Annotated in this window: 7 protein-coding genes and 3 pseudogenes; 6 read left to right on the top strand and 4 right to left on the bottom strand. The window is 42.3% G+C overall.

The genetic code is table 11. From position 1 onward, the window contains the following. Positions 1-1,801: conjugal transfer protein MobC (gene mobC / locus HMPREF9969_RS00220; RefSeq protein ID WP_009433865.1), on the top strand; the 1,801-nt coding region annotated here is incomplete at its 5' end. A gap of 254 nt (positions 1,802-2,055) precedes the next feature. Here the strand turns inward: mobC and HMPREF9969_RS12345 are convergent. The 4 genes and pseudogenes from HMPREF9969_RS12345 to HMPREF9969_RS00200 form a co-directional block, all read right to left on the bottom strand. After that, positions 2,056-2,299 (bottom strand): annotated as a pseudogene (locus HMPREF9969_RS12345) (RteC domain-containing protein); the annotation flags it as partial. Between the two features lie 164 nt (positions 2,300-2,463). After that, positions 2,464-3,444 carry a helix-turn-helix domain-containing protein gene (locus HMPREF9969_RS00210; protein ID WP_009433869.1) on the bottom strand — a complete coding sequence of 327 codons (981 nt, stop codon included), beginning with the start codon at positions 3,442-3,444 and terminating at the stop codon, positions 2,464-2,466. A 125-nt stretch (positions 3,445-3,569) separates the two neighbouring features. Next, the gene (locus HMPREF9969_RS00205; RefSeq protein ID WP_009433863.1) at positions 3,570-4,751 is read right to left on the bottom strand and encodes a hypothetical protein; all 1,182 of its coding nucleotides are present in this window, start codon (positions 4,749-4,751) and stop codon (positions 3,570-3,572) included. Between the two features lie 18 nt (positions 4,752-4,769). Further along, positions 4,770-7,145, bottom strand: coding sequence for a TonB-dependent receptor (locus HMPREF9969_RS00200; protein WP_009433871.1), 2,376 nt, complete (start codon positions 7,143-7,145; stop codon positions 4,770-4,772). Positions 7,146-7,344: 199 nt separating this feature from the next. Between HMPREF9969_RS00200 and HMPREF9969_RS00195 the strand changes: the two genes are divergently transcribed. The 5 genes and pseudogenes from HMPREF9969_RS00195 to HMPREF9969_RS00170 all read left to right on the top strand — a co-directional run. Then, the gene (locus tag HMPREF9969_RS00195; RefSeq protein ID WP_009433864.1) at positions 7,345-9,090 is read left to right on the top strand and encodes an ABC transporter ATP-binding protein; all 1,746 of its coding nucleotides are present in this window, start codon (positions 7,345-7,347) and stop codon (positions 9,088-9,090) included. 2 nt (positions 9,091-9,092) lie between these two features. Next, positions 9,093-10,790 (top strand): ABC transporter ATP-binding protein, encoded by a 1,698-nt coding sequence (locus HMPREF9969_RS00190; protein ID WP_036894412.1) that lies wholly within the window; start codon positions 9,093-9,095, stop codon positions 10,788-10,790. Positions 10,791-10,963: 173 nt separating this feature from the next. Next, positions 10,964-11,230: pseudogene (locus HMPREF9969_RS00185) on the top strand (hypothetical protein); the annotation flags it as partial. Between the two features lie 102 nt (positions 11,231-11,332). After that, a pseudogene (locus HMPREF9969_RS12340) lies at positions 11,333-12,251 on the top strand (IS982 family transposase). Positions 12,252-12,449: 198 nt separating this feature from the next. After that, positions 12,450-13,393: DUF3945 domain-containing protein (locus tag HMPREF9969_RS00170; protein ID WP_036894404.1), on the top strand; the 944-nt coding region annotated here is incomplete at its 3' end.

Here is a 13,393-nt window from a genome sequence, read left to right as displayed (position 1 = left end):
ACTCTTTTGTGTGGTTTTCCTTGCCTTGTCCTGCCTTGGGACAAAAGGCGTGAAAGAGGAGAAAATCACGTGGCCAAAGATTTGGACGGTGCTTTTCTCAGGCTTTGTCTTTTACTTTCTCAATTGGTGGCTGCTGGTATTACCCATCGGCAAGGTAGGTGCCGCTTCGCTCTATATCTTCACGCTCTCCATTGGCTATATCTGCCTGTTGATGGGAGGTGTATGGATGAGCCGCTTGCTTAAAAACAACCTGATGGACGATGTGTTTAATACGGAGAACGAGAGTTTCATGCAGGAAACGCGCTTGATGGAAAATGAATACTCCGTCAATCTCCCTACACGCTTCTACTATAAGAAGAAATGGAACAATGGTTGGATTAACGTGGTCAATCCGTTCCGTGCCTCAATGGTGCTCGGCACACCGGGTTCTGGTAAGTCGTATGCTATCGTGAACAATTACATCAAGCAGCAGATTGAAAAGGGCTTTGCGATGTATATCTATGATTATAAGTTCCCTGACCTTTCAGAGATAGCCTATAATCACCTGCTCCATCATTTGGATGCCTATAAGGTAAAGCCGCAGTTCTATGTGATAAACTTCGACGACCCACGCAAGTCGCACCGTTGCAATCCCATCAATCCAGCCTTTATGACGGATATATCGGATGCCTATGAGAGTGCCTATACCATCATGCTCAACCTTAACCGCTCGTGGATTCAGAAACAGGGAGACTTCTTCGTGGAGTCACCGATTATCTTGCTGGCTGCCATCATCTGGTTTCTGAAAATCTATGAGGACGGGAAGTATTGCACCTTTCCCCATGCCATCGAATTTCTCAACCGTCCCTACGCACAGATATTCCCGATACTTACTTCCTACGATGAACTTGCCAACTACCTTTCTCCTTTTATGGACGCATGGGAGGGTGGAGCACAGGACCAGTTGCAGGGACAGATCGCCAGTGCCAAGATACCGCTATCACGTATGATCTCGCCAGCTCTTTATTGGGTGATGACGGGTGATGATTTCTCGCTCGACATCAATAACCCTAATGAGCCGAAAGTCCTTGTTGTGGGTAACAACCCCGACCGTCAGAATATCTACTCAGCTGCTCTTGGACTCTATAATAGTCGTATTGTGAAACTCATTAACAAGAAGAAGCAACTCAAATCATCGGTGATTATCGATGAGTTGCCGACTATCTACTTTCGTGGACTTGATAACCTCATAGCTACTGCGCGAAGTAATAAAGTTGCCGTATGTTTGGGCTTTCAGGACTTCTCACAACTTACCCGTGATTATGGAGACAAGGAGAGCAAGGTGATACAAAACACGGTTGGTAATGTGTTCAGTGGCCAGGTTGTTGGAGAAACAGCTAAGACCCTTTCAGAGCGTTTTGGTAAAGTACTTCAACAACGGCAGTCTATGACCATCAACCGCAATGACAAGTCTACGTCTATCTCCACACAAATGGACAGCCTTATCCCGGCTTCTAAAATCAGTAACCTTACTCAGGGTATGTTTGTGGGTGCAGTATCCGATAACTTCGATGAACGTATCGACCAAAAGATTTTTCATGCAGAGATTGTGGTGGACAGTGCCAAGGTATCAGCAGAAATGAAAGCATATCAGCCTATACCAGTGATAGTGGACTTCAAAAATGAAGATGGCCTCAATAAACAAAAGGAGAGCATCGAAGCTAACTATCGCAAGGTCAAGGAAGAAATTCTCTCGTTAGTTGATTCAGAGATTATGCGTATTAAGAATGATCCGAAGCTTGCTCATTTAATCAAAATGTAATCCTTTCATCTATACATTATTAATTATGGATTTGATTATTCCCAATAAGAATCAAAGGTATGATCTCTGTAAATCTCACAACGATTTCGTTCAAAATTGAGTATATTAATATTATAGCATATTTTCTCATAATGCATTAAATACGGAAACAAGTGCTTCCAACCTCAGAGGATATAGCCAAAAAGTTGGAAGTGCTTATCAAAGAATGAATGAAGGGAGATATTACAGAGTCGGAATATCTCCCTTTTGATTTACTACTTCTTGAACTTGCCGCCTTTCAGGTCGCTCCCCACCATCCGCTTATTGATTTTTTCACGGAGTTCGTCAAGAAAATAAGTGCGACTGTCATCTTTGCGATGCTTTATATTCATATATACGTTGTAGCAGTTCTTTATCTCCACTCCGAAGATTTCAGAGAGTGTGTGCCAATTCCTCCATACCAATTTCTCCATTACTGATACAATTGCAGGTGTCGAGAGCATACAAGAGTTCGACTAAATAATAAACAGAAATACCAGAAGACAATGATAAAATTGTTACTCCGGCAAAAAAATGAAACTTAAATGTCGTTATTTTCATTGCCTGATGTTTTTGCAGGCTAAGTTTGAAAGATTGTTTAGGGCAAAATAACCCTCAAAATGCAAGTAATATTTATGTAAAACTTATAATGAATCAAGATATTGCTTAGGTTTCATCCTGTGATATTTGCAGAAAGCCTCTGTGAAATGACAGAGGTTAGTATATCCAACTTTATAGCCTACTTCTGACACTGAGTAGAGGCGAGTGGAAAGCAGTCGTTTTGCCCATTCCATCTTTTCGGATAGGGCATATTCTGCGATGGCTTTTCCAATAACCTGCTTGAAGCACTTTTGTAATTTGGAACTGCTCATATTGGCTTCACGCGCCAATTCGGGAATACTCGGTACATTACTGAGACTTTGAAGAATCTGGCGACGAACACGGAATACTGATTCAACATCATTCAAGTTTAGGTTGGCAAGAGATTTTACTTCCGAACGTTTTTCGAGCTTTTCAAGGAACATTGTCAGTAATTCCATAGTTTTTCCATGCAAATGAAGCGTTGAAAAAGGATTGTCGATTTCAGTTATAGACTTAATGTTATCCAAGACCTGTTGCATTGCAGGTGTAATGGTCTCAAACAAATAAAAAGCCTTGTCCGATTGGAGAAGCCGACCGATATAGGTTTCATGTGCTGCATCAATCTTTTCAATCCAATCCTTATTGAAAGTCAGTGTAATATTTTCGTATCGTTTCTTTGGAGGAAAACTCCACTCAGTCGGGATGCTACTTGAAGGCATGAAAATGCCATCGAGCGTGTCCACTCCGACCGTTTTTGTACTTGTTCCAATTATCTGCTCGTGTTTATGCTCATTGATATAGAACATGACAGGAATCCATTTCGAGTTTTCTACCGAGCGACGTATCATAGTTATCGGCTCGTATGCTACGAAACTGATATAAGTCAATGTTAGCCATGGCAGAGGATAATATTGTTTGAAGAATCCACTACCAATATAAGAAGGAATGGTAAATCCATCATTTATTACTGATGTGCCAAATTGTTCGGCAACCATCTCCATCCAATCTTCAGGCTTATTAATTGCACAAAATTCTATGGTCATTTTATCATGTCTTTTTGCAAAGTTACAAACAAACACGGATAAAAACTTGAATTATTGCAAGTTTTTATCCGTATTACTCTCAAAAAAGAACCAATAGCTCCATGAGAAATGTTTTTAATGAGAGTTTACTCAAATGCGACTAAACTTGAAGGAACTCCTACGGCAGTAACAATTGGCTTTTGCGAGCATTCGCCTGTCTTGGTATTGTAGGTGTAATACCCCGTACCATTGTTACATATCATTCCAAAGACGATGAAGTCCTTGTAGCGAGTTATAGCAAAAGAGCCATTGCTATCGGTCATTGGCAAATCAAGTTTTTCGATGGTTTTGTTCCAAATGTCGATTTTCACAGGTTGGAAGTCTTTCTTGAGTATTCCAAATTCTGTATCCGTTACTTTCACGCAACTATACACAATACCATTACCTGCATAGAAAGACTTAATCATATACTGCCCTGTTTTGCCTATTCCTTTTATGGTTGTCTTCGATAGGTTGAACAGATAATCGCTATCCCATTTGTCGCTTCCTTTGCGGATACGCAGGAAACCTTCCTTATCGGCAACATTGAAGTTGTTACCCGCACTGTAAAAGTAGATGTCACCCCGCTCGTCTATGAATGCGTCAGAATGGCGGAACAATCCTACAACACTTGTGCGGTTATCTTTGATAACTTCAGTCTTTTTCGTCTTGAGGTCAATGATAGCTACCTCTGCTCCAGTACCCGGTACGGAGGTATGAGGCGAATTGAGCTGATTGAGGGCAACATACATCTTTCCATCACGGATGACATTACAGCCGGGATCAGGATTGTTATCTTGAACCGCATAAGACGAGAGATCAATTTCATCTTCCTTTTGCAATGTTGAAGTATTGATTAACGCAATTTTTCCACGTCCGTGCAAAGCAACGTATGCCCGCTGTTCATCAACGAAGTTAATTTCTCCGGGTTGAGCCATCTGTTCAAATGTCATAGTACCTGCTTCTATCAGTTCTCCATGGGCACCTCTTGTAAACTTATGTATCTTATCCCCGAATTTCCCTTCGGGTACAAGCACTGTATTACCCTTAGCAAAGAGGTAGCAACCGAACCCGAATTCAAATGCTTTCTTATTGTCGGTCGCTTGAGGAGTCAAATCACTGAATGTCCCTACATAAGCACTTTTGTCCACATAATGCACAAAGGTGAAATGTTGCTGCACCTCTTGAGGAGTAGGCGTAGGTTCATCATTTTTGTTACAAGATGTCAGCCCTATGAAGCCGACCAGCATAGCAGAAAAAGCTATACGATTGAAAATTGTTGTATTCATCTTTTTATATTTGTTAAATTAGAAAATTCCTTTTGAGAAGACATATCTGAATTTGAGGTGAAGTGTCCGTCCTGCCAATGGTTGGCGGAATTGGTCCCAAACTTCTTTGTTCATTATATTATGGCATTCCAAGGCTATGGAATATTTGCTTTTGTAGGTCAACAATAGTCCTATGTCATTGACGAAACTGCGGGGAATACGTCGTTTCTGTAATTCGGTAAGTTCCCAGAAGTAGAAGAACTCCTCAGTAAATTTGCCGTCCCAGAAAGCCTTGACATACCAATTCTTGAATAATCGGTTGCTGTGATACTCCGCCCCGAAGTTGGCGAACAAATAGGGAATGTTCGGTAGTCGCAATCCTTTTGTCGGATTGGGGGCTTGGGTACCGGGTAAATAGTTCAAGACATCACGCACATCCTGATAAGTTAGATTTCCGTAGGCATAGACCGTTGGCGATATGTCCAATTTTATTTCGGTTTCTATACCTTTAATATGTACCTTTTCTGCGTTTACATATCCGGCTGCCATGTGTTGTTTCATCAGTTTTATCATATCGCTTACCTGCATATAAAAGCTGTTCACTTCAAACTGCAATCGCGATAAGCCGAGGACATCATTTTTGTCTATTAAGAACCCCAGATTGAAGTTGTGGCTTTTCTCTGGTCTCAATCCGGCTGCAGGAAAGGTGATGATACCATCACCGAATAGTTCTTGTGAATTGGGAAGGCGTATTGCCCGCTGGTAAGATGCTTTCAAGTGAAAACCTCTGAAGGGCTCGTATTTTATTGCCTCTATCCAGCCTATTTGTGAGGTCGTATTGTTCTTTTTCTTCGGAGCCTCAATCATCTCGTATGAAGTCAAATCTTCTATCTCGGAATGGAGGTGGAAATACTTTGCGGAGAGCATATTCGTCAGTTTCTTATCAAAGAGTTTTGACTCCCAAGTCAACCCCGAAATGAAACTGGTCTTTTTACTGGGAAATCCTCCGATAACAAAACCTGCATGCTGACTTGCAATGTTGTCGCTCGGTTGTCTTCTGGCGTAGTTAATAAGTGTGTTCAGATTCAAACTGTGATTGGCGGACAACTTGTAATCAAAATTGATACGTTCATTGATTTCCAATCCTTTGTCATTCGAGTTGTGAGGAACATCCCCTGTTTCTCCCTGTCCATTCGGACTCGGATATATGTTTCCTTCGAAATCGTGATTAACTCGTGCCGTATCCACAAAATTGTTTGTTGTATGTGAAAGGGAGAAATGGGACTCAAGATTAAGGCGGTCGTTCAGCATTCCGCTTTTTATCAGTTTGTTTTCCAACATAAACATTCCAGATTGGTTTTCGGCATGTTGTATGTTTTTTAAGATACCTTGGATTTCATTGAAACGATTGTAATACCCGAACTCGGTACTAATCTCATCGAACCAAAGTTTCGTGAAAGCAATTTTTCCCTTCAACATATACGAACGAAAACGGTCATGGTCACGTCTTACCAACAGATTTTCTCTCTCGGGAACTCTGAAAGAGTAGTCATTCTTTGCAGATGTATAATAACCTCCCGCACCGAGTAGAATGCCACTCTTTGGAAAATTCTTGCGAGAGAAGACACTTCCTTTGTGTGTTTGGTAAGATCCGAATTCATACGAGGCATCTAAATAATCCGTACTAAACTCTTTAGTAACGATATTGACGGCTCCCCCCAATCCATCACATCCGAAACGGGCGGGTATGATACTCTTATAGACTTCTATTCTTTCTATAATGTCTATCGGAATTTCATCAAGAGAAAAAGCCCCGTCAGAAGTACTCATTGGTATTCCGTCCCATAAGATTTGAATGCGGTTTCCTTCCAATCCATGAACGATAATTCTCGAACTGCTTCCCAAACCGCCGGTCTGCCCAACTTTCAAACCTATGGTTTTATTCAAAACGGTTTCTAACGAAATAGATCTGCCTTGAAGTTCTTTCGCATTTATTACAGAAACTGCTTCAGGCGACTCTCTGAGTATTTGTGCTCTTGTTTTTCCTACTACGACTACATCTGCCAGCTCTGTTGATTCCGGGAGTAGTCTTATGGTATAACGCATCCCATTTGCAGTAATCGTATCGGTAATGGTCTGATAACCGACATAACTTACCATAAGCATAAGTTTTTGATTACTTGATGCACTTAGTTTTGCAATACCTTTCCTGTTTGTAGTCGTACCATTCGTGTACGTTGGAGCATTCAAACCTTTCCATTGTACGGCGGCAAATTCTATACTGTTCCCATTTTCTGCATCAATAACTTTTATTTCTGTTGGTTGCAGTTGTGCAAACATAGGAAAAGACCACAACGATAGAAAGCCGACAATGAGCATTCTTTTGTATAAATGGACTATTGAGCTGATTGGCATATCATATTTGTTTGTGAGATTCTGTGCAAAGGTACTTACCTTCCGAGCAAATAAATAACCCTATTATACACGCTTATACCCCTGTTGTGTTTATATGCGAGCAAATTGTTGTTTTGGGGCAGTGTAATGCTTATCGGGGTTATTTTATCCCTGTTTGTTGCCGTACTTTTGCAACAGAAAAAATCAAAACGACACATATATGGATAAACAAAAAGTCAGACCTCTTGATGAGGAACGGGAGAGCCGTAGCCTGCTCTCCAATGCTGTGGTTATATTGCACCTTATTTTAGGCACACTCCCTATACTGCTTGTAGTGTGGGCTGTGGACAAGTTGATAAATGGCACGCTCCCTCCCATAATAGTTTGGGGTATTGGAGGAATAATGATACTATTCGCAATGCTTCGAGGCGTATTCTATGGAACCTCGATTTGGCGCGCACACCGGTCGGCTTACAATGCCCTTACACGATTGAGGTTGCGTATCATAAGTCATTTGCAACGCTTGCCGCTCGGTTTCTTTCAAGAACGGAAAGTTGGCGACTTGGTGAATATTATTAACCACGATGTGGAACAAATTGAAATTTATTTAGCACATGGATTACCCGAAATCCTTTCGGCTACTCTTTTTCCAGCCTTACTCTGGGTAATCATTATGGTGTTAGACTGGCGTTTGGGGCTGTCGCTCATTTCTCTTTTACCTGTGGCATTTCTTCTGCAAATGGCTGTCAAAACACTTTGGGGAAAGAGCTTTCAACACTTTATGGAAAGTACGCAAAAAATGTCGGAAGACCTTTTGGAATATGTGGCTACCATATCGGTAATCAAAGCCTTCAGTAACGAGGAAAACAGAACGGAACGGGTACTTGGTGGTATGCGCGACTACATCCGTTGGGTAAAGCGGAGCATGTTTAGCGTTACCGTTCCCATGACATTGATAACGATGTTCTTGGAAGGTGGTATCGTGGTAATGACCCTTATTGGACTATGGATGATGAGTTCGGGCGAATTAACTGTAGCCCGTTTTATTCTTGCCCTGATATTGGGTGGATTGTTCTCGTCCTCTTTTGCTAAGTTGGCAACATTCCAACATTTCCGAATCGTCTATGGTCAGTCGTTGGCAAAAGTACAGTCCATTACAGAGGTACAGACAAAGGAAACTGCTGACAAGAAAACGGATACGACACAAACGGATGTTTGTTTCGAGCATGTTACATTTTCCTATCCAAACAAGGAAGACAATGCGCTGAAAGATGTATGTCTTCAATTTCCGAAAGGAAGTCATACAGCTATCGTCGGCGAATCCGGATCGGGAAAAACCACACTGGCAAGTCTGATGATGGGGTTCTGGCAACCTCAAACAGGTACTATCCGACTAGGAGGAGAGAATATTACGGAACTCTCCGAACGTAATATCGCAGATTATTTTTCGATGGTACAGCAGGAGGTTTTTCTCTTTAACACAACTATTCGGGACAATATCCGTATAGGAAAACCTACCGCCACACAAAAGGAAGTGGAAATGGCAGCAGAGCGTGCTCGTATTCATGATTTTATCATGGGCTTGCCGAATGGTTATGATACGCTGGCAGGCGAAGCCGGCGTAAAATTTTCTGGCGGAGAAAAACAGCGTATTTCCATCGCCCGAATGTTGCTCAAAGACTCTCCAATAATTATTCTCGATGAAGCCACTGCCGCATTGGACGGAGAGAATGAGAAACTAATCCAAGAAGCTCTTGATGAATTGCAGCGCAACAAGACCGTCATTACCATTGCTCACCGTCTCAATACTATTCAGGATATGGAGCGTATTGTTGTGATGGACAAAGGGCAGGTTGTGTCAAAAGGAACACACCAAGAACTGATGAAAGACTGTTCTCTGTACCGCAATATGACGGAAACGCAAGAACAAGTAAGTAAATGGCAATTAAAAGAAGAGGAGGAATAAGAATGGTACGCAATATACTGAATGAATTGACCGCTAGCGGAGTTCGGCATCTAATTATCTCCGCACTGTTTTTCGTGGTTTATGCCCTTTGTGGCACGGCGGTAATGCTCACAGTCTTGTTTCTTATCGACCGTCATATACATGGAGAAAGCATCTCTTTCATTTCGGCAGCATGGGTACTCGGTAGTCTGCTGGTCTTGAAAACCATATCCAATGCCATTGCCGATATGAGTAAGCATTTTGCCGGATTTGATCTTGTGGAACGTATCCGCGAGAAAATCATACTGAAACTGAAAATGTTCTCACTCGGCTTCTATACCAATGAGCGTCTGGGAGAGATAAGTACAATCATTCACAAAGACGTTGATAATATGGAAATGGTAGTAGGACATCTATGGACACGGATGTCTGCCGACTTCATTGTAGCTCTAATACTCGGTATTGGACTATTTTGTGTGGATTGGCGCATGGGATTGACAATGGTAGCCATTCTCCCCATTGCCCTATTTTCTCTGTATCGGGGTATTCGCTCGGGAATGAAAGCACAGGAGGAATCACAGGATAATCTGGCAGATATGGTCAGCCTCTTTGTTGAATATGTCAAGGGCATCCCAGTTTTGAAAGTATTTGGAGGAAAAGGAATGTTCCGTGACAGACTCGACCACTCTGTTAGTGAATTTGGTGAAAGCAGTAAGAATATTTCTCGTTTGGCAGCTGTAAGTGTGGGCAGATACACTTTTCTGATAGAATTGGCTTTCGCTCTGATGGCTACAATCGGTCTTTGGTGGACACAGCAGGGGGAACTTTCTCTTTTCGCTTATTTAATGTTTATCATCGTCTCAAAAGAATTCTACAAACCTTTTGTCAATATGGAGAATCATTGGTTGAATTATATCAAGGTAAAAGATAGTTACGGACGCATTTCCCATTTATTGAATGCTCCTGTTATCACCAATCCTGAACAGCCGAAAACAGCAACCCATTTCAATCTTTCCTTTGACAAAGTGGATTTCCATTATGAGAAGGAAGGTTTTGAGATGAAAAATCTCACGTTCCATGTTCCCGAAGGAACAGTAACGGCACTTGTTGGCTCGTCAGGTTCAGGTAAAACAACCATTACCAACCTGTTACTCCGTTTCTGGGAACCGCAGACCGGCAGTATCCGTATCGGTGGTTTAGACATTCGAGAAATGGACTATGATTATTTACTCGGTAAAATCAGTGTGGTGATGCAGAATGTTATTCTCTTTTCAGATACCATTGCCAATAATATCAAAGTAGGCAATCAACATGCTACGCAGGAAGAAATCGAAGACGCAGCACGTAGGGCGATGATACACGACTTTATCATCAATCTGCCAGAAGGTTATGAAACAAAAATCGGAGAAAACGGTTTGGGATTATCCGGAGGTCAGAAACAAAGGCTTTCAATCGCCCGTGCGTTCCTCAAAGATGCTCCCATCATTCTTTTGGACGAGATAACAAGCAATGTTGACCCTGTCAATGAATATAAGATACAACAGGCAATGTCTTCCCTTATCCGAAATCGCACAGTCTTGGTCATTGCCCATCATTTGCAAACCATCCGTAATGCTAATCAAATTATTGTGATGGACAAGGGACACCTTGTAGAGTACGGGACGCATGCAGAACTTGCAGCAAAAAACGGAATGTACTGCAAATTGCTGTCTATGCAATAACCTAATCAATGAAAAATATGGAGGTATGGAGTTTGATCCATACCTCTCTTTTTGCCACTTTCATCCATATCAACGCCACAAGTACGCAGTTATTTCCAACTGCTAACATGCACAGTTTCTTTGATTTACCTTTGCCCATACACCGCTATTGGTGTCATTAAATACATTGTAAGATGGACGAAAAAATCAAAGATCAAGAAGCTCTTTTGATGAAAGACTCCAAGGATGAGAATCTCAAAGCCCTCTCAGGGACAGATGAGAAAGGCGGACTGAAGACAGTATCGCCCACCGCCGAGCATGAACAGAACTTCCTCTCCAACTTCATACGGCAGTTCAAGCCCCCCACACAATTCCACTTCCTCAAAGTCCTCTTCGAGGGTGTTGTTGCCAGTGCACGAGTGTTCACCGAGATGCTCAAAGCACCGGATGCTCCCTCCAATAATGCCAGTTCGGGATAAGTAAATTCCCTAAAAAGTTGGTAATTTCGCCATTATTTTGCAACCTTATGATTGAAAATCAACAACTTACAAACATATATAGCGATGATTACCACTGATAAAGTTACTGAAATATTCTGTGTGTTGGATGACTTCTGCAAGAATTTAGATACCGAATTAACTAAAAATCTCCATATCGCCCCATGGACTAGGGATATAAGCGAATGAGAAACTGCAAAGGGCAAATGTCCAAAAGCGAAATCATGACCATCCTGCTGTACTACCATTTTGGCTCATTCCGCAACCTCAAGCACTATTACCTCTTTTTCATTGAGGAACATTTGGCAAGCTACTTCCTCTATGCCGTGTCCTACACGCGTTTCGTGGAACTCATGCCCTGCGTATTTTTCGACCTGATACCCTTCATGCGCATCCAAGGTTTTGGAAAGTGCATGGGCATTAGTTTCGTCGACAGTACAATGATTCCAGTATGCCACAACATGAGAAGGAAATTCAACAAGGTGTTTGATGGACTTACCAAGAACGAAAAGGGAACGATGGGCTGGTGCCCTGGTCTCAAGCTGCAACTGCTGTGCAACGAGATAGGCGACGTACTCATGTTCTGCCTAACTCCCGCAAATGAAGATGACAGAAACCCTAGGGTGTGGAAGGTCTTCACCAAAGTGCTCTACGGCAAAGTTTTTGCCGACAAGGGGTACATCAAGCAAGAATTCTTTGAGAACCTCTTCAACCAAGGCATCCACCTCGTTCATGGGCTCAGTCGAACATGAAAAACAAGATGATGCCCTTGTGGAACAAGATGATGCTCCGCAAGCTATATATAATAGAATGCATCAACGAACTGCTCAAGAACAAGGCTAACCTTGTCCACTCACGCCATCGTTCCGTACATAACTTCCTCATGAATCTTTGTGCGGCATTGGCTGCATACTGTTTCTTCGAGAATAAGCCCGAGGGACTGCTAGTGCGCATTGAAAAGAGTAGGCAATTGGAACTATTCTAAGCAAACCCTTATCCCGAACTGGCGTAGAAACTATATTCTAATAAAGTGATATTTTAGGCTTTACCATAAACTAAACATAATAGATTGTTTCCCATAAATTCCTTTTATTTCCTACTTTACCCGAAAACTTTTTCATCTCTTCATATACCTATAATTTAGCTGCTTGATAAGAGTATTCACCATTAAAATTATCAAGCAATGGAATCAAATAACAATGACAATTATGTGCTGGTCCTGGAAGACCGCACGGAAGTGAAGAATGAAAAGGAAGCGGGAAAACTCTCCGTAATTTCTGGTATTGACGACAAGGGAGGCCTTAAAACCACTGAAGCCATCGCCGCCAATCAGGCAGCGTTCTTGAAGTTCAACAGCAAGGACGGACTTCTGAAGAACTTCATGACCAACTTCCTCAAACAGTTTAATAACCCGACTCATTTTGGACTGTACAAGGTATTGGCAGACAATGTGGAGCAGGGCGTGGACAATCTGCGTACCATGCTGCAAAGCCGTGAGAAGCCCGAAAACAAACAGCAACTGGCAGAGATTGGAGTTCCCTTTGAGGACTATCTGCCCCAGCAGAAGAATGCTACTGCCATCGATGAGTCGAAGGTTGATTGGAAGCAACTCGCCGCTCTCGGTCTTTCCCGTGAAAGATTGGAGCAGAGTGGAGAATTAGACAAGATGCTCAATTGGCAGAAGAGCAATCTCTTGACGATTGCCGTACCTATTGGAGACACTACTATCTACACCGAAGCCCGCCTTGCTTTCCGCACGGACGATAACGACAATGTCGGCTTGGCAATTCATCCTTTGAGAAAAGAACCACAGCTTGACTTTCCCTATATGGGTTACAAGTTCTCTCCCGAAGAAAAGGAACAACTCCTTGCTACGGGTAATCTTGGCAAGACCATCGAGGTAACACCCAAGAACGCCGAACCTTTCTCTGCATACGTTTCCATTGACCCGCAGACCAATGAAATCATAGCCCTGCGTGCTGACCGTGTAAATATCCCCAAGGAAATCAAGGGTGTAACCCTTTCTGACGCCCAGTATAAAGACCTTGTGGAAGGCAAAGCCGTGAAAGTGGAAGGTATGACTGCCAAGAGCGGCAAGTCTTTTAATGCCACGCTTCAGGTCAATGC

Origin of the sequence: Prevotella sp. oral taxon 306 str. F0472, from assembly GCF_000257925.1 — a bacterium.
Classification (GTDB): Bacteria; Bacteroidota; Bacteroidia; order Bacteroidales; family Bacteroidaceae; genus Prevotella; species Prevotella vespertina.
This window is presented reverse-complemented; position numbering and strand designations above follow the sequence as displayed.